The sequence below is a fragment of the Limnohabitans sp. genome, from assembly GCF_040401495.1.
In the GTDB taxonomy this organism is placed as follows: Bacteria; Pseudomonadota; Gammaproteobacteria; order Burkholderiales; family Burkholderiaceae_C; genus Limnohabitans.
Genome location: NZ_JBBAOI010000003.1, coordinates 58,282 through 79,852, shown reverse-complemented (window position 1 = coordinate 79,852; position 21,571 = coordinate 58,282). Strand labels below are relative to the sequence as shown.

21 protein-coding genes are annotated in these 21,571 nt (G+C 53.3%); 14 read left to right on the top strand and 7 right to left on the bottom strand.

Going from position 1 to position 21,571, the window contains the following annotated elements; translation table 11 throughout:
• Positions 1-18: 18 nt before the first annotated feature.
• From AC9UEO_RS03490 to cfa, 7 genes are all read left to right on the top strand, one after another.
• A complete protein-coding gene (locus tag AC9UEO_RS03490; RefSeq protein ID WP_509529901.1) occupies positions 19-924 on the top strand; it encodes an ABC transporter ATP-binding protein in 906 nt (301 codons plus the stop codon).
• Positions 921-1,676: an ABC transporter permease gene (locus AC9UEO_RS03485; protein ID WP_509529898.1), complete on the top strand. Its 756-nt coding sequence runs from the start codon at positions 921-923 to the stop codon at positions 1,674-1,676. The genes AC9UEO_RS03490 and AC9UEO_RS03485 overlap by 4 nt, the downstream gene beginning before the upstream one ends.
• Positions 1,677-1,679: 3 nt before the next feature.
• A complete protein-coding gene (locus AC9UEO_RS03480) occupies positions 1,680-1,919 on the top strand; it encodes a BolA family protein (RefSeq protein ID WP_509529896.1) in 240 nt (79 codons plus the stop codon).
• Positions 1,920-1,933: 14 nt separating this feature from the next.
• Entirely contained in the window at positions 1,934-3,211 is a 1,278-nt protein-coding gene (murA, locus tag AC9UEO_RS03475) for a UDP-N-acetylglucosamine 1-carboxyvinyltransferase (RefSeq protein ID WP_509529894.1), read from the top strand.
• The gene (gene hisG, locus AC9UEO_RS03470) at positions 3,208-3,867 is read left to right on the top strand and encodes an ATP phosphoribosyltransferase (RefSeq protein WP_509529891.1); all 660 of its coding nucleotides are present in this window, start codon (positions 3,208-3,210) and stop codon (positions 3,865-3,867) included. The genes murA and hisG overlap by 4 nt, the downstream gene beginning before the upstream one ends.
• Before the next feature lie 6 nt (positions 3,868-3,873).
• The gene (gene hisD / locus AC9UEO_RS03465) at positions 3,874-5,193 is read left to right on the top strand and encodes a histidinol dehydrogenase (RefSeq protein WP_509529889.1); all 1,320 of its coding nucleotides are present in this window, start codon (positions 3,874-3,876) and stop codon (positions 5,191-5,193) included.
• 94 nt (positions 5,194-5,287) lie between these two features.
• Positions 5,288-6,484, top strand: coding sequence for a cyclopropane fatty acyl phospholipid synthase (gene cfa / locus AC9UEO_RS03460; RefSeq protein WP_509529887.1), 1,197 nt, complete (start codon positions 5,288-5,290; stop codon positions 6,482-6,484).
• A 161-nt stretch (positions 6,485-6,645) separates the two neighbouring features.
• Here cfa and AC9UEO_RS03455 read toward each other — a convergent pair whose 3' ends face one another.
• The gene (locus AC9UEO_RS03455; RefSeq protein WP_509529885.1) at positions 6,646-8,478 is read right to left on the bottom strand and encodes an ABC transporter ATP-binding protein/permease; all 1,833 of its coding nucleotides are present in this window, start codon (positions 8,476-8,478) and stop codon (positions 6,646-6,648) included.
• Positions 8,479-9,396 (bottom strand): 5'-nucleotidase, encoded by a 918-nt coding sequence (locus AC9UEO_RS03450; protein ID WP_509529882.1) that lies wholly within the window; start codon positions 9,394-9,396, stop codon positions 8,479-8,481. It lies immediately after the preceding gene.
• 202 nt (positions 9,397-9,598) lie between these two features.
• Between AC9UEO_RS03450 and AC9UEO_RS03445 the strand changes: the two genes are divergently transcribed.
• Positions 9,599-10,432 carry a hypothetical protein gene (locus AC9UEO_RS03445; protein WP_509529879.1) on the top strand — a complete coding sequence of 278 codons (834 nt, stop codon included), beginning with the start codon at positions 9,599-9,601 and terminating at the stop codon, positions 10,430-10,432.
• A 75-nt stretch (positions 10,433-10,507) separates the two neighbouring features.
• Here AC9UEO_RS03445 and AC9UEO_RS03440 read toward each other — a convergent pair whose 3' ends face one another.
• Positions 10,508-11,554 carry a porin gene (locus AC9UEO_RS03440; RefSeq protein WP_509529877.1) on the bottom strand — a complete coding sequence of 349 codons (1,047 nt, stop codon included), beginning with the start codon at positions 11,552-11,554 and terminating at the stop codon, positions 10,508-10,510.
• A 166-nt stretch (positions 11,555-11,720) separates the two neighbouring features.
• On the opposite strand from AC9UEO_RS03440, the gene AC9UEO_RS03435 reads away from it, so the two are divergent.
• Positions 11,721-12,860, top strand: a complete 1,140-nt coding sequence (locus AC9UEO_RS03435) for a tyrosine-type recombinase/integrase (RefSeq protein ID WP_509529875.1) — start codon at positions 11,721-11,723, stop codon at positions 12,858-12,860.
• A gap of 3 nt (positions 12,861-12,863) precedes the next feature.
• Here AC9UEO_RS03435 and ilvA read toward each other — a convergent pair whose 3' ends face one another.
• From ilvA to AC9UEO_RS03420, 3 genes are all read right to left on the bottom strand, one after another.
• Positions 12,864-14,480, bottom strand: a complete 1,617-nt coding sequence (gene ilvA, locus AC9UEO_RS03430) for a threonine ammonia-lyase, biosynthetic (protein ID WP_509529873.1) — start codon at positions 14,478-14,480, stop codon at positions 12,864-12,866.
• Between the two features lie 187 nt (positions 14,481-14,667).
• Entirely contained in the window at positions 14,668-15,075 is a 408-nt protein-coding gene (locus AC9UEO_RS03425; protein ID WP_509529871.1) for a type II toxin-antitoxin system VapC family toxin, read from the bottom strand.
• On the bottom strand, positions 15,075-15,329 hold the full coding sequence (locus AC9UEO_RS03420) for a type II toxin-antitoxin system Phd/YefM family antitoxin (RefSeq protein ID WP_509529869.1): 255 nt from the start codon (positions 15,327-15,329) through the stop codon (positions 15,075-15,077). Before AC9UEO_RS03420 ends, AC9UEO_RS03425 begins: the two co-directional genes overlap by 1 nt.
• A 112-nt stretch (positions 15,330-15,441) precedes the next feature.
• Between AC9UEO_RS03420 and AC9UEO_RS03415 the strand changes: the two genes are divergently transcribed.
• Positions 15,442-15,891: an OsmC family protein gene (locus tag AC9UEO_RS03415; RefSeq protein ID WP_509529866.1), complete on the top strand. Its 450-nt coding sequence runs from the start codon at positions 15,442-15,444 to the stop codon at positions 15,889-15,891.
• Positions 15,892-15,895: 4 nt separating this feature from the next.
• On the opposite strand, the gene coq7 is transcribed toward AC9UEO_RS03415, so the two are convergent.
• Complete coding sequence (coq7, locus tag AC9UEO_RS03410; RefSeq protein WP_509529864.1) at positions 15,896-16,525, bottom strand: 2-polyprenyl-3-methyl-6-methoxy-1,4-benzoquinone monooxygenase; 630 nt, start codon at positions 16,523-16,525, stop codon at positions 15,896-15,898.
• Between the two features lie 132 nt (positions 16,526-16,657).
• Here coq7 and AC9UEO_RS03405 point away from each other — a divergent pair, with 132 nt between their 5' ends.
• The 4 genes from AC9UEO_RS03405 to AC9UEO_RS03390 all read left to right on the top strand — a co-directional run bounded on the left by AC9UEO_RS03405 (position 16,658) and on the right by AC9UEO_RS03390 (position 21,517).
• Complete coding sequence (locus AC9UEO_RS03405; protein ID WP_509529862.1) at positions 16,658-18,142, top strand: OprO/OprP family phosphate-selective porin; 1,485 nt, start codon at positions 16,658-16,660, stop codon at positions 18,140-18,142.
• Between the two features lie 439 nt (positions 18,143-18,581).
• The gene (locus AC9UEO_RS03400; RefSeq protein ID WP_509529859.1) at positions 18,582-19,610 is read left to right on the top strand and encodes a porin; all 1,029 of its coding nucleotides are present in this window, start codon (positions 18,582-18,584) and stop codon (positions 19,608-19,610) included.
• A 105-nt stretch (positions 19,611-19,715) separates the two neighbouring features.
• The gene (gene pyrC, locus AC9UEO_RS03395; protein ID WP_509529857.1) at positions 19,716-20,765 is read left to right on the top strand and encodes a dihydroorotase; all 1,050 of its coding nucleotides are present in this window, start codon (positions 19,716-19,718) and stop codon (positions 20,763-20,765) included.
• Positions 20,765-21,517, top strand: a complete 753-nt coding sequence (locus AC9UEO_RS03390) for a DUF3025 domain-containing protein (RefSeq protein WP_509529854.1) — start codon at positions 20,765-20,767, stop codon at positions 21,515-21,517. The genes pyrC and AC9UEO_RS03390 overlap by 1 nt, the downstream gene beginning before the upstream one ends.
• Positions 21,518-21,571 lie beyond the last annotated feature (54 nt).

The following is a 21,571-nucleotide window of genomic DNA, read 5'->3' as shown; positions in this document are numbered from 1 at the left end:
GAATCGACGGCTTCACGTATGACAGCCATTTCCTTTCAGTCCGTCAATAAAACCTTCACAGGCGCTCGCGGCGCTTTTAAGGCGTTGGACAGCGTCAGCTTTGACATTGAGCAAGGCGAATTTTTTGGCCTCCTTGGGCCCAACGGCGCGGGAAAAACCACGCTCATCAGCATCTTGGCGGGTTTGTTGCAGGCCAGCAGTGGTCATATCAAAGTGCAGAGTTTGGACGTGCAAACTCAGTCCGCGCAGGTGCGCAAAATATTGGGCGTGGTGCCTCAAGAATTGGTCTTTGACCCTTTTTTCACCGTGCGTGAAGCTTTGCGGTTTCAGTCGGGCTACTTCGGTATCAGCGGCAACGACGCTTGGCTTGACGAGTTGCTCGATTGCTTGGGCTTAGCTGACAAGGCCCACCACAATATGCGCCAACTCTCGGGCGGTATGAAGCGGCGTGTGCTGGTGGCGCAGGCCTTGGTGCACAAACCCCCCGTCATCGTGCTGGATGAACCCACCGCTGGCGTGGATGTGGAGTTGCGCCAAACCCTGTGGCAGTTCATTGCGCGACTCAACCGTGAAGGCCACACGGTGCTTCTCACCACCCATTATTTGGAAGAAGCAGAGGCCTTATGTGGACGCATTGCCATGCTGAAAAACGGCAAGGTGGTGGCCTTGGACAGTACCAGCACCCTTCTTAAAAACGCCTCCAGCAATGTGCTGCGTTTCAAAATCGATCAGCAACTTCCCGCTGAATTGGCCTCGCAAGCCCGTGTAACGGGGCGCATTGTGCAGTTTCCTGCGCATGACGCCGTCCAAATCGAGCACTACTTGGCCGCCGTGCGCCAAGCGGGGTTGGTGGCTGAAGATGTGGAAATCCGTAAAGCCGATTTGGAAGACGTGTTTTTGGATGTCATGGGTGCGGCGACATGACCGGCTGGCAAGCGCTGTTTTACAAAGAAGTGCTGCGCTTTTGGAAAGTCAGTGCCCAAACCATTGCAGCGCCAGTGCTTACCGCGCTTTTGTACATGCTGATTTTTGGTCACTTGCTCGAAGGCCGAATCACGGTCTATGACAGTGTCAGCTACACCGCCTTCTTGGTGCCAGGTTTGGTGATGATGAGCCTGTTGCAAAACGCCTTTGCCAACAGTTCTTCTTCCATGGTGCAAAGCAAGATGATGGGCAATTTGGTGTTTATTTTGCTTACCCCCTTGGGGCCGCGCAGTTGGTTTGCTGCCTATGTATTGGCGGCGGTGGTGCGTGGCATGGCGGTGGGCGTGGGCGTGTTGCTGGTGACGGTGTGGTTTGCCCCCCTAACCGTGGTGTGGCCCGTCTGGATTTTGGTTTTCGCACTTTTGGGTGCAGCCATGCTGGGGACTTTGGGGCTGATTGCCGGTTTATGGGCTGACAAGTTTGACCAAATGTCCTCTTTTCAAAATTTCCTCATCACGCCCATGACGTTTTTGAGCGGCGTGTTTTATTCCATCCATTCTCTGCCGCCTTTTTGGCAGCAAGTCAGCCATCTCAACCCGTTTTTTTACATGATCGACGGCTTTCGCTATGGTTTTTTTGGCGTGAGCGATGTCTCGCCATGGCTGAGTCTGTCGTTGGTGGGTGGCGCATTTGTGTTGGTGGCTGCCTTGGCGCTGCATTTGCTGCGCATAGGCTACAAAATTCGAGGGTGATCTATGACGGCAGACCAAATTCAAACCATGATTGGCGCAGGCCTGCCCTGTGAACATGTGCATGTCGAGGGCGATGGCCGCCATTGGTATGCCACCGTGGTCACCAGCGCTTTTGAGGGCTTGCGCCCTATCCAACGCCATCAAAAGGTATATGCCACCTTGGGCGACAAAATGGCCAACGACGAAGTACATGCTTTGTCAATGAAAACCTTCACCCCTGCCGAATGGCAGGCACAGGCCTGAAGGTCTGAGGCGCTATGGACAAATTGCTGATCCGAGGCGGCCGACCCTTGCAAGGCGAGGTGGCGATTGCAGGTGCGAAAAACGCCGCCTTGCCTGAACTGTGCGCGGCACTGTTAACCGCCGACACCTTGACGCTTGCCAATGTGCCACGCTTGCAAGATGTCTCCACCATGGTCAAGCTCATACGCCACATGGGGGTCAGCGCCGAGCGCAACGAGGCGGGTGACATGGTGCTCAACGCCGCAGCCTTGCACAGCCCCGAAGCACCCTACGAGTTGGTCAAAACCATGCGTGCTTCGGTGCTGGCTTTGGGTCCCCTGTTAGCACGCTTTGGACACGCCAAGGTGTCTTTGCCGGGCGGTTGCGCCATTGGCACACGCCCTGTGGACCAGCACATCAAAGGCTTGCAAGCCATGGGTGCGGTCATCGATGTCGAGCAAGGCTATATGGTGGCGCGTTTGAAAGACGGGCGCAGTCGCTTAAAAGGTGCGCGTATTGCCACCGACATGGTGACCGTCACCGGCACAGAAAACTTTCTTATGGCCGCGGCTTTGGCCGAGGGCGAAACCGTGTTGGAAAACGCTGCCCAAGAGCCAGAGATTCCCGATTTGGCCGAGTTGCTCATTGCCATGGGCGCCAAGATCGAAGGTCACGGCAGCAGTCGCATCCTCATCCAAGGCGTGGAACGCTTGTACGGCACAACACACACCGTCGTGGCCGACCGGATTGAAGCGGGCACGTTTTTGTGCGCGGTGGCCGCAACTGGCGGCGACGTGGTGTTGAAAAACGCACGAGGTGACCATTTGGAAGCGGTGATTGACAAGTTGCGCGATGCGGGGGTCAGCATCGAGGCGGTGGCGGGTGGCCTGCGGGTACGCTCAAGCGGCCCAGCTTTTTCGCATCTGAAAGCGCAAAGTTTTCGCACCACCGAGTACCCTGGTTTTCCAACCGACATGCAAGCACAGTTCATGGTGCTCAATGCGGTGTCCCAAGGCAGCGCCAAGGTGACCGAAACCATTTTTGAAAATCGCTTTATGCACGTTAATGAGTTGCTGCGCTTGGGCGCTCGCATTCAAATTGACGGCAAGGTGGCGATGGTCGAGGGTGTGACCAAGCTCTCAGGCGCCACCGTCATGGCCACCGATTTGCGTGCATCTGCCAGTTTGGTGATTGCCGGCTTGGTGGCTACGGGTGAAACCGTGGTCGATCGCATTTACCATCTGGACCGCGGCTATGACCGCATGGAAGACAAACTGCGCGCCTTGGGCGCGGACATCGAAAGAAGCCGATGAGCATCACCTTGGCGCTGTCCAAAGGACGCATTTTTGACGAAACTTTGCCCCTCCTAAAAGCCGCAGGCATAGAGGTCTTGGAAGACCCCGAAAAGTCTCGCAAGCTGATATTGCCCACCAACCAAGACAGCTTGCGCGTGGTCTTGGTGCGGGCGTCCGATGTGCCCACCTATGTAGAGTATGGCGGCGCGGACATGGGTGTGGCAGGGCTGGACACGCTGATTGAGCACGGCAGTGCAGGCCTGTACCAGCCCTTGGATTTGCAAATTGCCCGCTGCCGCATGAGTGTGGCGGTTCCCGCCGGTTTCGATTACGCCGCGGCGGTCAAGCAAGGCGCTCGGCTGCGTGTGGCCACCAAGTACGTGGCGATTGCCCGCGATTTTTTCGCCACCAAAGGCGTGCATGTGGATTTGGTGAAGCTGTATGGCAGCATGGAACTCGCCCCGCTCACCGGCATGGCAGACGCCATCGTGGACTTGGTGTCCACGGGCAGCACCTTGAAAGCCAACCACCTGATTGAGGTCGAACGCATCATGGACATCAGCTCGCGCTTGGTGGTGAACCAAGCTTCCCTGAAGCTCAAAACCACGGCCATTCGCCACTTGATAGACACTTTTGATGCGGCCATCAGCGGCCGCGCCAAAACATCCAGCTGACACCCCATGCAAGCCCGCCCGCTGCGCCTGTCCACCGCCCAAGCCGATTTTGAAACCTTGTTTCAACAGCGCTTGCATTGGTCGGCCGATACCGATGCCGCCATTGAGCAGCGCGTGGCCGACATCTTGGTCGATGTGAAAGCGCGTGGTGACGCGGCGGTGCTGGAATACACCGAGCGGTTTGATGGTTTAAAGGCCACCAATATGGCGGCGCTGGAATTGACCCAAACCGAGCTCAAAGCGGCCTTTGAGGGCTTGCCCAAGGTTCAGCAACAAGCCTTGCAAGACGCCGCCACGCGGGTGCGCTCTTACCACGAGGCGCAAAAAAAAGCCTCGGGCGAGAGCTGGCAATACCGCGACGCCGACGGCACGCTGCTGGGCCAAAAAGTCACGCCGCTAGACCGTGTGGGTATTTATGTGCCCGGTGGCAAAGCGGCTTATCCTTCCAGTGTCTTGATGAACGCCATTCCCGCCCACGTGGCGGGGGTGGGCGAGATCATCATGGTGGTGCCCACGCCCAAGTCGGATAAAAATCCCTTGGTGCTCGCGGCAGCCTTTGTGGCGGGTGTCAGTCGTGCCTTCACCATTGGCGGCGCACAGGCGGTGGCGGCCTTGGCCTATGGCACCGCCACCGTGCCTGCGGTGGACAAAATCACCGGCCCGGGCAACGCCTATGTCGCTGCTGCCAAACGCCGCGTGTTTGGCACGGTGGGCATCGACATGATCGCGGGGCCTTCTGAGATTTTGGTCTTGGCCGATGGCACCACACCGCCCGATTGGGTAGCGATGGACCTTTTTTCACAGGCCGAACACGACGAGCTGGCGCAAAGCATTTTGCTGTGCCCCGATGCGGCCTACATAGCTGCGGTGCAAGCGTCCATCGACCGCCTGCTGCCCGAGATGCCACGCAAAGACATCATCTTGGCCTCGCTGAATGGCCGTGGCGCGCTCATCCACACCCGCAGCATGCAAGAGGCCTGCGACATCAGCAACCGCATCGCGCCCGAGCATTTAGAGGTCAGCAGCCAAGCGCCCCACGAATGGGAGCCGCTGCTCAAACACGCGGGCGCCATCTTTTTGGGCGCTTTCACCAGCGAGAGTTTGGGCGACTACTGCGCTGGCCCCAACCATGTGCTGCCCACCTCGGGCACGGCGCGCTTTTCCTCGCCGCTGGGTGTGTACGATTTCCAAAAACGCTCCAGCCTCATCGAAGTCAGCGAACAAGGCGCACAGGTTTTGGGCCAAATTGCTTCGGTGCTGGCCCACGGCGAGGGCTTGCAAGCCCATGCGCGGGCGGCTGAAATGCGCCTGATCCCTAAGATATAAACGATTATTTAGTACTCAAATAAACTTAAAAATCTTATTTTTAAATAAAAAAGTACCATAATACGGATGTTTTTTATCCTATTAAGGTACTTTCATGTCCACAGTCTTGCCGAGTTTGCCAGTTGGCAAATCTTCTGTATATCTGCCTGCTAAGCGCGAGAGCAAACCCTCTGACCAAGATTGGCTGGCACAACTGCTGGCAGGTGCAGATATTCATTTGAACGGCAGCAGGCCTTGGGATATGCAAATTCATCACCCTCAAACCTTGCAGCGCTTGCTGCAATCGGGTGGGCTTGCACTGGGCGAAAGTTACATGGACGGTTGGTGGGAATGCCAAGCCATTGATCTCATGGTCGAGCGTGCCATGCGTGCAGGTTTGCAAGAAAAGCTTGCCACCCCTCGCGCTTGGTGGGAGGGGCTCAAAGGCGTTATGCGTCCGCGTGAAGGTGTGAGCCAGTCACGCATTGTGGGAAGAATGCACTATGAGGTGGACAACCAAGTCTTTCAAGCCATGCTCGATCCCTATATGACCAACAGCTGCGCTTACTGGGTTGAAGGTGCACAAACCTTGGAAGAAGCGCAAATCGCCAAGCTGGAAATGGTCTGTCGCAAGTTGCAGCTACGCCCAGGAATGCGTGTGCTCGACATCGGTTGTGGGTGGGGTAGCTTCATGCGCTATGCGGCTGAGCATTACGGCGTGACCGTTCTGGGCTTGTCCAATGCCGCCCATCAAATCGAGTTGGGGCAAACACTTGCTTGCCATTTACCTGTGCAGTTCGAGTTAAGCGACTACAGCCACTTCAACACCGATGGCAAATCCAAGTTCGATCGTATCGTCAGCATTGGCCCTTTTGAGCAGCTTGAGCAAACCCATGTCGCCGCATTTTTTGAAACCGCCAAGCGCTGCTTGAAAGACGATGGTTGGATGCTTTTGCAAACCCAAGGCATAAGCAACCGCCAGCGTTTGCTCGATGCCTGGAACAACAAATACATCTATCACCAAGGCTATGTGCCACGGTTGGACGAGATCACCCAAGCCAGCGAAGCGCATTTTGTGGTGGAAGATGTGCACAGCATCGGCGCTGACCATGACCGCACCTTGCTGCATTGGCACCAACGTTTCGAGATGGCTTGGCCACAGTTACGTCTCTCGCACGACGAGCGGTTTTACCGTATGTGGCGTTTTCACTTGCTCAGCAGCGCCGCCAGCTTTAGAACCCGTCACCACCAAATGTGGCAGCTGGTGTTGTCACCCAAGGGCTTGCACAAGGTTTACCGTAGAAACTATTAGCAAAAGCTATATAAAAAGATGACCGCCCTCGGCGCTGGTGATAGCGCGCCCCTAAAACCGGGACTGGAGGCGAGGACGGTCTAAAACAGTTCCTCTACCCACACAAGATCGGAATAACAAAAACTTTCTTTAGCTTCTTGGCAAAGACCGTAAAAGGGCTCTTAGTGGCTGACCTGCATCACATAGCTCTTGGTGCTGCCCTCGGAGGCATTGACCAACTGCCATAAGCGTTGGTGGTAGGCCGCCACACTGGGGCGGTGAGCCACCGATACCAAAGCCCCGCCTTTGGACTTGACCATGGCCAATAAGCGCTCGTAAATCACTTTTTCAGTGGCTTCGTCCAAGGCGCTGGTGGCTTCGTCTGCAAACACCCAGTGAGGCTGCTTTAAAAACACCCTTGCCATGGCCAAACGCTGGGCTTCACCGCCAGAGAGTTGCTGGCTCCATTGGCCAACCTTGTCTAGCTGCGTGATGAACTGCGGCAACACCGCCATCATCAGGGCTTGTTGCAAATCGACATCCGTGTAGGCGTCAATTTCTCCGGGGTAGCACAAAGCGTCGCGCAAACGACCCTCGGGGAAATAGGGGCGCTGCGGCACGAACATACAGTGAGCTGGCAAAGCCACTGATTCATAAAGCGACAAGGGCTGTCGCTGAGCGTCCCAACCTCGCACATAAGGCCAAATACCCGCCAACACCCGCAACAAGGTGGATTTGCCGCTGCCAGACGGGCCGCGTATCAGCACCGAATCGCCTGGGCGAACCTCTAAAACCACATCGTCGAGCAAAACCGTGCGATCGGGCAAGTTGATGGTCAATGCCGCTGTTTTAAGCGTCGTAGGCGCTTCGCGTCCATCGGTAGGCGCTTGCACCACTGCATAGGAGATGGATCTGAGCGTCTCCATTTGCTCTAAAAACCCATGCAAACGTTGGGTGGTGGCAGTCCATGAGGCCAAGCGCGGGTAGTTGCTCACCAGCCAACTGAGCGACTCTTGTACCTGACCAAAGGCGGATGAAATTTGCATCAACTCGCCCAGCTGAATAGCGCCGCTGAAGTAGCGCGGTGCCGCTACCAACATGGGAAAGACCACAGCCGCTTGCCCATAAGCCGAGCTGAACCAGGTGAAGCGCTTTTGGACTTTCAGCAGTTGTAAAAAATTCTCCACCACGCTGGTAAAGCGCTTTTGCAAAGAGGCACGCTCAAAGTCTGCTCCCTTGTCTAAAGCGATGGCCTCGCTGTATTCGCGCACACGCATCAGGTGGTGTCGGAAATTGGCTTCCAAGCGTTGTTGGGCATAGTTCAGCGGCGACATTGAGCGGCCCAAAAAGTGGCCAATCAAGCTTCCGCTCATGGCGTAAATCAAGGCCATCCAAACCATAAAGCCAGGGATGGTGAAGACATAGTCTTGGTAATGAAAATCAAAGCTCCCAGACAGCGCCCACAAAATGCCGACAAAGCTGCCCAAGGTAACCAAGGCATCGAGCAAGCCCAAACTCAAGCCCACGGTGTCGGAGGTGAAGAGTTGAATGTCTTCTTGGATACGTTGATCGGGGTTGTCGGCTCGTGAGCTGTTTTCGCCAAGCGTTGCAAATTGGCTCAACTCCAACTGGTAAAAAATATTTTGCGTGCTCCAGCGACGGATAAAGTCGCGCGTCATCCATGCACGCCAGCGAATTTCCAGCAACTGCGTCAGGTAAAAGCGGTACACAGCCACCACGATAAAAGCCGTGGCCAACATGCCAAACACTTGCAACTGACGCCAAAACACCTCGGCATCGCGGTTTTGCAATGCATCGTAAAAAACGCGGTTCCAGTCGTTGAGCAAGACCAGCACATAGACCATGCCTAAGTTCAGGCCGATACAGGCCAGCAGCAAAAATCTGGCTCGCCAGCGCTCTTCTGAACGGAAATACGGCAGCGACAACTGCCAAACATGGCCTAAGTGGGTGCGAATTTTGCGCCACAGCAGGCGCACAGGGGTGAACAAGCTCATTTACTCTTTTTCATTAACAGGGTGCATATTTTGCACTCCGCTGGCCACATGTCCAGCGGGAACGTGTTGCGCAGCGGATTCAATGTGACCGGTTTGGTCGTCAAAGAAAAAATCGGGCTCAAACTCCCGTAAAAACTCACCCTTGGCCAAGCCCCCCAAAAACATGGCTTCATCCACTTGAATGTTCCATTGCATCAATGTGCGAATGGCACGTTCGTGGGCTGGCGCACTGCGCGCTGTCACCAGTGCGGTGCGAATACCCATGTGCGGAGTGCCCTCGGTTTGCAAGCGGTGCAAAGCCGCCAGCAGTGGCTTGAAAGGCCCAGCAGACAGGGGTTGCCAAGCTTTGTCCTTCTCGTGCTGCTGAAAGGCGTTCAAGCCCTGTGACTGAAACACCCGCTCGGCCTCGTCGCTGAACAAAACCGCGTCGCCGTCAAAGGCGATGCGTACCTCGTGAGGGTGCGCCTGTGAGGCATGAGCCGAATGCGGGTAGACCTGCGCGGCAGGCACACCAGCGTCAAGGGCTGCCCGCACATCGCTCAAGTGGGTGGACAAAAACAAATTGGCGTTAAGAGGCTTCAAATAGCGCCATGGCGGCTGGCCACGGGTGAAACTACCACGCTGAATATCTAAGCCGTAGTGCTGCGCCGAACGAAACACCCGCATGCCGCTGACTGGATCGTTGCGCGACAAAATCACCACCTCGACCCGTGAGGTATCCGCTTGGTTGAAGCTCAAGAGTTTTTTCACCAGCGAAAACGCCACGCCTGGTTTGGCAGGTGTCTCCAAGCGCTGCAACTGTAAGTCCATGTAGGCGCGGTCGTCGCTTTGCTCGAAAACAAGGTTCTCTTCCTCGAAGTCGAACAAGGCACGAGAAGAAATCGCCACCACCAGTTTGCCGTCCAAAGTGCTTGCCACGGTATAGAGTCCCTTAGGGAAAAAGTAATAAATGCGCCCATTCGAAGCTTATCTGGGGCTTATAAACAAGTGTAACGGTTGCGTAAGAGATGATAAAACACAGGCCTGCGCCACTTGTGCATGGCATGCTTACTGCTTAATTCATCAAAGTGCTTTGGAAATGGCAAGTTCTTGCCGTTGCCAATTGAAAAAAGGGGTGTGTATGCCAGTCAGTGCCGTCAGCAGTTCCTCCGTTGTAAGGGTTGCACCCCCACCCACGCCCATGACCGTGGCGCAGGCTCAAGCGGCCTTGAAAAACAACCGCAAGTTGACCATTGCCATCGCCGATACAACGGCCAATATCAAGGCCAATTTCGCCAATCTTGCCAAGGTGGCACCCCAGATCAAGTCCATCGTCTCGACCACCCCCGAAGACAAGCTGACGGTGACCGCTGAGCAAGCCAAAAATTTCACCGATGTGCTGATGAAAACGCCTACCTATGCCTTGGTTATCAGCGACAGTTTTGACGCGCTCAATGGCAGCTTGACAGCATTGCGCAAACTCAATGACAACATCAAAACCCTCATCATTGCCCCCACCCCGGTTGGCACCCTGCAAAAAATCGATCCGTATGACAGCAAGCTGTGGGGAAAGTCCATCAATGGGCGGTTTGAAATTGCCACCAACCCCGGTGTTGCCGACAGTTCTAAGTCCTTATCAAACAACTACATGGCGATCAAGGCGCTGGAGGACAGGGGTTTGTTGGCGGGGATAGAGTCGATCAAAGGCGCCACCATCACGGCCAATGTGGACCAAAGCCAAAAATTGGCAGCAATCTTTCAAAAATACGACACAGAGTTTTACCTGAACATCAAGGACACCAGCGCCAATATCTCTAAAGGCATCGAATTCATAGCGGCCAACAATGGCAAGTTAACGGGCATCACGCAAATCGGCGATATCAAGCCCTTGGAGATCACCCGAGTCCAAAACAAGTTGGCCGACAGGGCCTTGGCCAAAATGAAAAACGCTTATTCATTGAAGCTGTACCAATGAAAAAACCCGCTGCCTTGTGGGCCGCGGGTTTTAAAAGGTTTCTAAATTCAAGCTGACGGGTTGCCAGCTTGGGGTTTAGAAGCTGTGGTGAACGCCGATACCGAAACCGGTGGTTTTGGCAGCTGTGCCTGACGAGCTGAAAGTAACTGTATCGTTGCCAGCGTGCCAGTAAGCCACGGTGCGTTTGCTCAATGCGTAGTTCACACCGTATTGCATGCCTTTCATCTTCAGGTCACCAGATGCCGAGGCAACATCAAGTTTGCCTGTGGATGTGGAGATGAACAAAGTGGCAGCACCCAGAGGAACATTCAAAGCAAACATGTCTGTTTTCAAGGTGGCGGTGCCTGCGCTCATTTTGGTGGTCATGTAGGAAGGCTTAGCCATGCCCAAGTTGTAGCTCAAGGCAAACGTGGTGAGTTTATTGGTGTCTGTAGTAGCGGCGTCATAGCCAATTGAAGCGCCTCCGACGGTGGTATTGATAATGTCTTCACCCTTAGCCGTGTCGCTGGTTAAGCCGACATACAGACCGCCAGCAGAGTAAGAAGCATTGAAACCTTGACCATCGCCCACTTTCACGCCATTGGTTTCAGTGGAAGAAATGGTGTTGGTAGCCGCAGTGTTAGCGTTGCCGAATGTTTTGGTAAAGCCGAGGTTTAAACCAGGCATGAAGCTGGGCAAATCGTATTGGAAGCCTCGGTCTTGGCGCAGTGGCTGGTCTGAGGTTATGTCATAGCCAACCAAGGAGTACAGATACAAAGCTCCTCTGCCGCCTGTTGCACCACCTGGGTCGGCGGCTTGGGTGTTCATGAAGGCCTTGGAATACTGCTTGCCAACGCGCACAGCGCCAAAACCACCGCTCAAACCAACATAAGACTGACGGTTGGTGGGTGTCGCACTAGCTTCGGTTTTTAAGCCAAATTCATACAGGTAGGAGGCTTTCAGGTCGCCGCCCAAATCTTCTTCGCCCTTGACGCCCAAAAAGCTATCGCCCATTTGGTAGGAGCCGATGCTGGTTTGTTGGTTGGAAACAGTTCCACCTATGGTGGTTTTGGTGCTTTGATAGGTCTGATCAATGTTTCCGTACAGGGTTGCATCGGCAAAAGAGCTGCCTAAATACAACAAAGATGCTACTGCAACGAGGGTTGTTTACCTTTTTTGATTCATTACTGTTACTATTTCTTGACCGAACACTATTTTTTGTATCAAAGAGAAAAACACCATGCAGTCCGAAAAAGTGAACTATTCAGTTAAGTATGCAAGCACCTCGCACCCCGTTAGTGACACAAACTTGTCCGCCTCTGTATGCCAATGGCTACCCGATTTTTTGATGCATGCGCAAGCATCATTAGCGCGACCCTTATTCATGCTAAATACCGCTTCTTTCTCTCAAAACGTCAGTGAAAAAGAATTCAAAAGAACTGCATTGCACGAGCAAAGCTTTGTAGGCATTCAAGAGGTGATTTCCATCATCTTGGCGCAGGAAAAACACAAGGTTTCGCGCAATGAAGTGACCGAAGGCACCTACCGCATGACCAAAGTGAGGCTAGAAACCAACATCGCTGAGTTTTTTTTCAACACCGATTTACGCCAGATAAACACCTCAAGCATTCAGCAGTTCATCGACTTTTTGTCTGACAAAGAACTCTCCACGCCCACCATCGTGGGTTACATCGCACAGTTGCGCAAAGTGCTGCGCTATTTGGTGGAAAAAGACGTCATCGCGCAAATGCCCTTGTTTCCCAAAATGAAGGTCACACAAAAGCCGCGCGGCGCATTCACCGTCACTGAGTACGCGGCCATCCTGCGCCAAGCCAAAGTGCTTCGTCACCATGTGTACGTGTGGGACAAGCCCGATACCCGCTTTCACATCAAACCCATGTACCGCAGTATGCCCCTCGAGATGAACTGGCTTTTGCGCTTCATGGTGTATACGTTTTTGCGCCCAGGCGATATTCGTCAACTGAAGAACAAACACATTGAAATCATCTCGGGAAAGTTCAACTATTTGCGCTTAACGCCGCCTGAAATCAAACGCCACAAAGCACCCACTGTCAGCTTGCCCCAAGCGGTGAATGTGTACAAAACCGTCTTGAAACACCATACCGCTTTGGGCTTTGGCGGCCCTGAAGACTATGTGTTTTTCCCCGAAGAAAAAAACCGTCTGCGTGCTTTGAACACCATCGGCTGGTTGTTCAACTGGATCATGAATTCATTGGGCTTGAAAGAAGGCCCACACGGCGCTGATCGCAGTTTTTACAGCTTGCGCCATACCGCCATTACCTTCAGGCTGATCTTTGGTGGCAATATCGATTTGCTCACCCTTGCCCGTAATGCTCGCACCTCGGTGGAGATGATCGAGAAGTTTTACGCTTCCACCTTGTCTGCCGAGATGAACATACAACTGCTGCACAGCAAGCGCAGGTCGTAGCGTTTACTGTTGCAAAAACAGCTTGTACACAGGATTGGCAGTCTCATCCACATACGGGTAGCCCAAGCCGTTGAGAAACTTCTCGAAGCTGGCTTGGTCTTTCGCGGGCACTTGCAGTCCCACCAAAATTCGACCGTAGTCTGCGCCTTGGTTGCGGTAGTGGAACAGGCTGATGTTCCAACCGGGTCTCATGGCGGACAAAAACTTCATCAAAGCACCAGGTCGCTCGGGGAACACAAAGCGCAACAATCGTTCGTCTTGTGCCAAGGCTGAGCGCCCGCCCACCATGTGGCGAATATGCTCTTTGGCCAAATCGTCGTGCGTCAAATCCAAGGCTTGAAAACCATGGCGGCTTAAATGCGCTGCGATCTTTATGCTCTCCCCCATGCTGCTGGTGGTTACACCGACAAACACATGGGCTTGGCTTGCGTCGCTGATGCGGTAATTGAACTCTGTCACCGAGCGGGGTGACTTGCTGCCGCCAAACGCGGGTAAGTCGCCCAGCAAAGCGCAAAACCGCTTGAAGCTGCCGCGTTCTTCTGGGATGGTGACGGCCAACAGCGCCTCACGTTCTTCGCCCACCTCGGCGCGTTCAGCCACAAACCGCAGGCGGTCGAAATTCATGTTGGCGCCACACAGAATGGCGGCATAGGTTTGGCCACGCGTTTTATGTTGTGCCACGTATTTTTTGATGGCCGCTACCGCCATCGCGCCAGAGGGTTCGACAATGCTGCGCGTATCCACAAAAACGTCTTTGATGGCGGCGCACACGGCATCTGTGTCCACCGTGACATAGTCGTCAACCAAATGCCGCGCCACACGAAAGGTTTCCTCGCCGACCAACTTCACCGCCGTGCCATCCGCGAACAAGCCCACATCGCTCAAGGTAACGCGCTTACCCGCTGTCACCGACTGCAGCATGGCGCTGGAGTCGTCCATTTGCACGCCAATCACCTTCACCTCGGGGCGCACCGCTTTGATGTAATTGGCCACGCCCGAAATCAAGCCACCACCACCAATGGCGACAAACACGGCGTCTAAAGGACCTTGGTGTTGGCGCAGCAACTCCATGGCAATGGTGCCCTGGCCAGCAATCACTTCGGGGTCGTCAAATGGGTGAATAAAGGTCAAGCCTTGCTTTACGCAGAGTTTCACCGCGTGGTCGTAAGCGTCTGTGTAACTGTCGCCGTGCAGCAGCACTTCGCCGCCTAGCGCTTTCACCGCGTCTACTTTCAAAGGGGGCGTGGTAACTGGCATGACGATGACCGCGCGGGTACCGAGCTTTTTGGCGCTCAAAGCTACGCCTTGGGCATGGTTGCCGGCAGATGCGCACACCACGCCTATGGCAAGCTTCTCTGGGCTGAGTTGCACCATTTTGTTGTAGGCGCCGCGTAACTTAAAGCTGAACACCGGTTGCTGGTCTTCGCGTTTAAGCAGCACATGGTTATGCAAGCGTTTGCTCAGGATGGGCGCTGCGTCCAGCGCAGATTCGTGGGCCACGTCGTACACCTTGGCGGTGAGGATTTTTTTCAAATAGTCCGCGGGGGTGAGGCGGCGAGCCTTGGCGGGCTTGGCGTTGCCTGAGGTAGCAGGGCTGTGACTGGGTGTGTGAGAGGGCATGACTTCAAGGGCTAAGGTAGACCTTGCATTGTCCCGCAGATGACAGAGGACTCAAAAAAAGCCCCGCTCCTTGCGGGGCGGGGCTGTAAATCCACCTTTTCAGAGGGTGGAGGAGACAAATAGTGCTTAAAGCTAGGCTCCAATATAGCCTAACAATTGCTGCGCTGCAATATTTTCTGAATTGTCTTCAGATCGCCAGTGACACCTGAGCAGCTTGAGCCGCGTCTAGCAAGGCTTGGTCTTGGGTGGCCAAGTCCATACCCAAACGCATGGCCAACTCAAGGTAGGCGGCGTCATAGCTGCTGAGCTTAAAACGCATGGCCAATTCAAACAGCTGCCTGCCCGAGGGGCCATCGCTTTGGTCTACTTGGACGGGAAGCTTGTTTAAGGCGTCAAAAATATCTCGTGCTTTGGCGTGCTCTAAACGGTGGCGCGAGCAGGCCGTTCGCAGCACGTTGGCAATTTCAAGTTGCCACAAGGCTGGCACCCAAGCTTTTTCGGTTTCCAAACGCTTGGCGATGACATGGGTGTAGGGGGTGGCTTGCGAGGGAAAAAACCACGCCACCACCACAGAGTTGTCGAGCACAAAGGCCATCAGTCACGCCCAGTTTGAATCGCGTCTTTCACATCCAACACAGGTGAAATGGTCAGCCCCAAATCGGCCAACACCTGCATTTGAGCCTGAACGCTTTGGGCTTGGCCCTCAAGAGGCGGGTTTGCACTGTCCATGGCCACCAAGCGTGCTACGGGGGTACCGTGGCGAGTGATGGTGATTTCATCTCCGTTTTGTACAGCTGCAACCAGCTCGGACAAACGGTTTTTGGCTTCAAAAATAGCGTAACTTTTCATAATCAGGCTGCGTTAAATTATGGCTATCCATAATTTACTTTGTTTGACAACTTGACGCAAGCCACTTCGGCTTCATCTTTGTCTGACAATTGCTAAAACGAAGGAAAAAACCATGGAATGCACAGTCAGTTGGACAGGCGCGAGCGGCACACGCTCGGCAATGGGTTTTGTGGCCGAGACCGGCAGCGGCCATATGGTGGCCATGGACGGGGCACCTGACCTCGCCAAACCCGATCAAAGCGGCCAAAACTTGGCGGCAAGGCCCATGGAGTTGATGCTGGCAGGTGCGGGTGGCTGCACCGCCTACGACGTGGTGTTGATCTTGAAGCGTGGACGTCACGCCATTCAGGGCTGCACCGTCAAATTGACCAGCGAACGCGCGGACACCGATCCCAAGGTGTTCACCCGCATCCACATGCATTTCACGGTGCGTGGCAAGGGCATACCGCCCGAAGTGGTCGAGCGTGCCATCAAAATGAGCCATGACAAATACTGCTCGGCCAGCATCATGCTGGGCAAAACCGCCGAAATCACCACGGGCTTTGAGCTGATAGAGGTTTAAAGCCTTAAACCCGGTGCGCCACGGTCGTCATGACCTTGGCGGCCAAGCGCATGGCCTCGCGCAGGGGTTGGGGTAAGGGAGTGGCACCGGCTTTTTGAGCATCAGCTGCGTGTTGCGCTTCATCGGCCTGCATTTGCGCCACCACCGCACGGGAGGCCAAGTCGGCGGCGGGCAAACGCTCTAGGTGCTCCCCCAAATGCGCGCCCACCTGATGCTCGGTTTCCACCACAAAGCCCAAACTCACGCCGTCACCGCCCAACTTGCCAGCGACAAAACCAATGGCAAACGCACCCGCGTACCAAAGTGGGTTGAGCAAGCTGTGGCGAGCACCCAGGTCTGCCAAGCGTGCTTCGGTCCACGCCAAATGGTCGGTTTCTTCAGCGCTGGCATGCACAAACTGTTCGCGCAGTTGCGGGTTGCGTGTGGCCAATGCTTGCGCTGCATAAAGCGCTTGGGCGCACACCTCGCCCACATGGTTGACACGCATCAATGCGCCGGATTCATTTCGTTCAGTGTCGGTCAGCGTCAAGGTGCTGATGCCGTGCGCAGGGTCTGGCCGCGCAGCATGGTGCTGTGCAAAAACAGTGCGCAGGCTTTGGTCTAGCAATGAAATAAAGCGGTCAGTGATAGACATATGAGAACTTTAATACCAAAAATTGAAATTCAAAGGTGGGGTGAATACAACGTTGTCACGGAAATGAAACATGCAAAACCAAGAATAGCTCAGGGACAAATCCCTATCAATTACTTTTTTGGAGTCTTAAAGATGAAACAAGTTAAATTTTCTGCACGGACCAAAACGTCCGCTGCAGTCGCAATTTTATGCTTAGGTGCAAGTTCTTACGCATTAGCCCAAGTTGAAGCCAAAGTCACTGGCCGTGTGCATTTCGATGCTCGTGTTATCGACAATTCATACAATGCCCTAGCCGACCGCGATAGCCAATCCGCCTCTGATAACTTCGAAGTTCGTCGTGCACGCATTGGCGTGGTCGGCACCATCAACAAAGACATTGCCTATGAAATCGTAGGTAACGGCGTAGGCGGCACCACCAATTGGATAGACACAGCGTTTATCAACTACGGATTTAACAAAAACATGCAGGTCCGAACAGGTCGCTTTAAGCAGCCTTTCAGCTTGGAAGAATTGACCAGTTCTAACAACATTGACTTCATGGAACGCTCCTATGGCAACCAAATGGCCCCTGGCAAGCGTTTGGGTGCCATGCTGCACGGTGAACCCATGACAGGTTTGACCTACGGCGTGTCTTTTTACCAAGATGGCTTCAATGAACTCACAAACCAAAACAGTATTGGCACCAAACAGGCTGCTCGCCTGACATTCAACTTAGCTCAATATAACGACATCAAAGACACCGTGTTGCACATCGGCGCTGGATACACAGGTGGCGATTCACAAGTTGTGCCTACCAATTCAACCAATACGCAAGAGTCAGCTTCAACAACCACTCGTGCAACCATTGTTGCTTTACGTTCAGAAAACCGCGGCCAGAATAACGTCTACCGCGCTCAAATCGGTGGCGACAAACTGTATGCTGGTACAGATTACGGTCAATCAGCCAACAACGCTATTACCATCAACCAAAAAATGCGTGGACTTGAATTGGCTGGCGCTCGTGGCCCCTTCAAGTTTCAGATGGAAACATTCAATAGCAAATACAACGCCTCCGGCACCATCGAAGACTTAAACTCATCAACTATTGCAGACAGCGCAGTTTCCATGGGTGTACAGGTTAAATCACAGTACATTGAGGTCATGTATAACATCACAGGTGAAAGTTGGGCGGATGCATACAAGGGCGGCACTTTTGGTGGTGTCAAACCCAAAACCAACTTCATGACCGACTATGGCGGTGTGGTGGGCAATGGAACAGGTGCTTGGCAAATCGGTTTTAGATCATCCAAATACTCTTCAGACGTTGACAACACACTGACTTGTACTGGCATATCTGGTTCTAAATGTGAAGTAAGTGTTTATGGAACTGGTTCTTACGCTTCGTCTTCGCTTCCGCATAGCCGCGTTCAAAATGCTGAGTCCGCGAAAACCAACACCTATGCTTTGAACTGGATTTTGAATCCCAACGCAAAAATCATGTTTAACTATGCTGAAACCAAGTTTGGTCAAAGCATTATTTTGCTTGATGTCAATACAACAACAACCGGAACAGCCTATCCCTCTGGCGCAACCGACAAAGAACGCGTCTTCTCTGTCCGCACACAAATCAACTTCTGATCTGTGTTTGATTTAAGAATTTAATTTCTTTCATCCAAAACCCCCGCAGGCCACAAACCTGCGGGGGTTTTGCTTTTTGCAGCTAACTTGGTACTTGCGAAAACTAAAGTCGATGGTGCAACTGCAACTGTTCGGGGGTTGCAACTGCAACAGTGCTGAATACTTATCAAGTCGGATACCTCTAAATATCTCAAATTTTTTGTTATATAAATTGTTTTAATTAATTTTGCAATTTATTAACACCATTAGCCTACAATGCATGTTGTCACAAGACAACGTAATGTCCATGACTTGTAGGAAAGCCTTTGCATCGGGCGAGCGCCTCTGCTCAAATATCTTCAGCTTCCTAAAAATGGAGGTTGGCCCGGGGTTCCGGCAGTAAATGTGCAAACATTTCTACGAACCGGAGTCCTTTGTTTAACCCTTGGAGAAAATTGAAATGAAAAAAACCCTCGTTGCAGTCGCAGCTCTTGCTTTCGCTTCAGCCGCAATGGCTGACGCCACGATCTCTGGTGTGATCGATCAAGCTTATTACATGGGATCGACAACTACTGATGGCGTTAAGTCAACAATAAAAGGCATTGGCGCTCAAAACAATGGAACGTCTGAATTTACTATTGCTGGAAGTGATGACCTTGGCGGCGGTATGAAAGCTAGTTTTGCATTCAATGTGCAAGCCGCTATAGATACTACTGCTGCAGCTCCAGTAATGCGCCGCAGCTATGTGGGTTTAGATGGTGGTTTTGGCTCTGTCAAATTGGGTAACCAGTGGACACCTAACTTCTTTATCGTTTTAGCTTCTGACCCAACCGCATTGGTTTCATCCAACGGTGCTGGCGTTGTTGGTGCTTCTAAGTCTGTTGGTGTCTCTTCTAGCTCTATTACTTATGAATTGCCAAGTATTACGTCAGGTTTGAGCGTTAAGTTGCAACGCGGTCAAGGCAATGAGACTGCAGCCTCTACTGCTGGTCAAAACACAGGTATGAGCGCAACTTATGCTTCAGGTCCATTGACAGTTGCCTATGGCACACAAAAATTGACTGCTGGTTCTAGTGACACCTTTACAACTGCTGGGACTGCACAAAATCTGGTACCTACAACTGCATTGGTTGCAGGTACAGACGTGATCAAGAGCACAGCTTATGTTGCTTCTTATGACCTCGGTTTGGCTTCTGTGATCTTGGGCGGTACCAAAGACAAAGTCAATGGCTCAACTGCCAAAACTTCTGGAAGTAGCGTTGGTGTTTCTATCCCTTTGAGTGCTGATACTAAATTGGGCATCGTTTCCAGTTCAGCCAACAGTACAGACGATGCTGGTACCGATTACAAAGAAAAAGGTACCCGTTACGCTGTTTTCCACAGCTTGTCAAAACGTACTCAAGTTTACGCTTTCACTGGCAAAACAAGTTTGAGCGGTGGTTTGCAAGCCATCGGTATGACAGCATTTGGTATTCAACACGCTTTCTAATCCCCACGCTGGCCTCGTTGCCAGTTAAAGGACAAAGAACTTAAAACCCGCTGCTCACAAGGCAGCGGGTTTTTTTCATGGATGTGGCTGTAAGACAATCAGGCCATGCCACACAACACCCTTACCCCTAGCCTAACTCTCGTCCGCCCTGACGATTGGCATGTACATCTGCGCGATGGCGAAGTCTTGCCCCACGTGCTGGCACATACCGCTTTGCAGTTTGCCCGCGCGGTGGTCATGCCCAACCTCAAGCCGCCTGTCACCACCACCGCGCTCGCACTGGCTTACCGAGAACGCATCATCCAAGCTTTGCCGGATGGCACGACGTTTGAGCCCTTGATGACGCTTTACCTCACCGACAACACGCCTGCGCGTGAAATTGCGCAGGCACATGCTGCTGGTGTGGTGGCTGTGAAGCTTTACCCCGCGGGTGCAACCACCCACAGCGATGCAGGGGTCACCTCTCTTGCCAAAACCTACCCTGCTTTGGAAGCTATGCAACGTGTGGGCATGCCCTTGCTGGTGCATGGTGAGGTGACTGACGCAAATATTGACCTCTTCGACCGTGAAGCGGTGTTCATCGAGCAACACCTCATCCCTTTGCGACGAGATTTCCCTGAGCTGAAAATTGTGTTCGAGCACATCACCACCCGTGAGGCTGCGCAATATGTGGCGCAAGCAGGGCGCTTCACCGCAGCCACCGTGACTGCCCACCATTTGCTCTACAACCGCAATGCGCTCTTCATGGGTGGTGTACGGCCGCATTACTATTGTTTGCCAGTGCTAAAGCGCGAAGTGCACCGCCAAGCTTTGGTGGACGCGGTAACCTCGGGCAGCAACAGCTTCTTTTTGGGCACCGACAGCGCACCCCACGCCACGCATTTGAAAGAACACGCCAGTGGCTGTGCAGGCTGCTACACCGCCCTGACCGCGCTAGAGCTTTACGTCGAGGTGTTTGACAGTGTGGGCGCATTGGACAAGCTTGAAGGCTTTGCCAGCTTTCACGGCCCAGATTTTTACGGTCTGCCACGCAACACCACACAAGTGACTTTGCGACGGGAAAGCTGGACTCTGCCTGAGAGCCTGCCTTTTGGTCAAACCAGTCTTAAACCATTGCGGGCAGGCGAGACCGTGGGGTGGCGGTTAATTCCCTAATGGTGGTTGAAGCCTTTAAACGCTATGAGTGGTTCACGCCGTGGCATTTGACAGGCGAAGATGTGCTCCATGCATGGCAACAGCAACCTGACGCTCTTCATGCCTGCTTGGCGGCTAAACAAACAGACTTTATGGCTGTGCCCCAAACCATGCTGCCAAGTGATGAAGCCTATGAAGCATTTATTTACCGAACGCACACCGTACCCACCCGCAACAACACCCACGATTTTTTCAATGGCTTGTGTTGGTTGCGTTTCCCTCAAACCAAGCAGCACCTCAACCGCTTGCAAGCCCAAGCCATACAAACACAAGGGGTGACAGCACAGCGTGGCGCCTTGCGTGATGCGCTCACCTTGTTTGATGAAAACGCTGCTTTGCTGTGTGCGCCCAATGTGTTGTGGCAAGCGTTGCAAGCGCAAGACTGGCAAGCATTGTTTGTGACGCACCGCCAATCTTGGGAAGAGGTGCAACTCACCTTATTTGGTCATGCGTTGTTAGAAAAATTGATCAAGCCGTACAAAGGCATTACCGCGCATGTGCTGTGTGTACCTGTGCCCTTGGGTATTCAGGCCGCAGGTGACGCTGCATTGGATAGTTGGTTGTCACAGCAAATTCATGCACATGAAATGCAACACAAACCCTTTTTACCCTTACCCGTTTTAGGGGTTCCGGGCTGGTGGCCGCCCAATGAAGTATTGGGTTTTTATGAAGATACACAGGTGTTTCGCCCACAAAAAAAACAAGGGTATTGAAAAAAACAAAATTACCCTTACCATTTTCGTACTCGGGCTAACTTCTTGGCCAGT

Coding starts and splice junctions, on each gene's coding strand:
- AC9UEO_RS03490 (WP_509529901.1), top strand. CDS start 19: ATGACAGCCATTTCCTTTCAGTCCGTCAATAAAACCTTCACAGGCGCT.
- AC9UEO_RS03485 (WP_509529898.1), top strand. CDS start 921: ATGACCGGCTGGCAAGCGCTGTTTTACAAAGAAGTGCTGCGCTTTTGG.
- AC9UEO_RS03480 (WP_509529896.1), top strand. CDS start 1,680: ATGACGGCAGACCAAATTCAAACCATGATTGGCGCAGGCCTGCCCTGT.
- murA (WP_509529894.1), top strand. CDS start 1,934: ATGGACAAATTGCTGATCCGAGGCGGCCGACCCTTGCAAGGCGAGGTG.
- hisG (WP_509529891.1), top strand. CDS start 3,208: ATGAGCATCACCTTGGCGCTGTCCAAAGGACGCATTTTTGACGAAACT.
- hisD (WP_509529889.1), top strand. CDS start 3,874: ATGCAAGCCCGCCCGCTGCGCCTGTCCACCGCCCAAGCCGATTTTGAA.
- cfa (WP_509529887.1), top strand. CDS start 5,288: ATGTCCACAGTCTTGCCGAGTTTGCCAGTTGGCAAATCTTCTGTATAT.
- AC9UEO_RS03455 (WP_509529885.1), bottom strand. CDS start 8,478: ATGAGCTTGTTCACCCCTGTGCGCCTGCTGTGGCGCAAAATTCGCACC.
- AC9UEO_RS03445 (WP_509529879.1), top strand. CDS start 9,599: ATGCCAGTCAGTGCCGTCAGCAGTTCCTCCGTTGTAAGGGTTGCACCC.
- ilvA (WP_509529873.1), bottom strand. CDS start 14,480: ATGCCCTCTCACACACCCAGTCACAGCCCTGCTACCTCAGGCAACGCC.
- AC9UEO_RS03425 (WP_509529871.1), bottom strand. CDS start 15,075: ATGGCCTTTGTGCTCGACAACTCTGTGGTGGTGGCGTGGTTTTTTCCC.
- AC9UEO_RS03420 (WP_509529869.1), bottom strand. CDS start 15,329: ATGAAAAGTTACGCTATTTTTGAAGCCAAAAACCGTTTGTCCGAGCTG.
- AC9UEO_RS03415 (WP_509529866.1), top strand. CDS start 15,442: ATGGAATGCACAGTCAGTTGGACAGGCGCGAGCGGCACACGCTCGGCA.
- coq7 (WP_509529864.1), bottom strand. CDS start 16,525: ATGTCTATCACTGACCGCTTTATTTCATTGCTAGACCAAAGCCTGCGC.
- AC9UEO_RS03405 (WP_509529862.1), top strand. CDS start 16,658: ATGAAACAAGTTAAATTTTCTGCACGGACCAAAACGTCCGCTGCAGTC.
- AC9UEO_RS03400 (WP_509529859.1), top strand. CDS start 18,582: ATGAAAAAAACCCTCGTTGCAGTCGCAGCTCTTGCTTTCGCTTCAGCC.
- pyrC (WP_509529857.1), top strand. CDS start 19,716: ATGCCACACAACACCCTTACCCCTAGCCTAACTCTCGTCCGCCCTGAC.
- AC9UEO_RS03390 (WP_509529854.1), top strand. CDS start 20,765: ATGGTGGTTGAAGCCTTTAAACGCTATGAGTGGTTCACGCCGTGGCAT.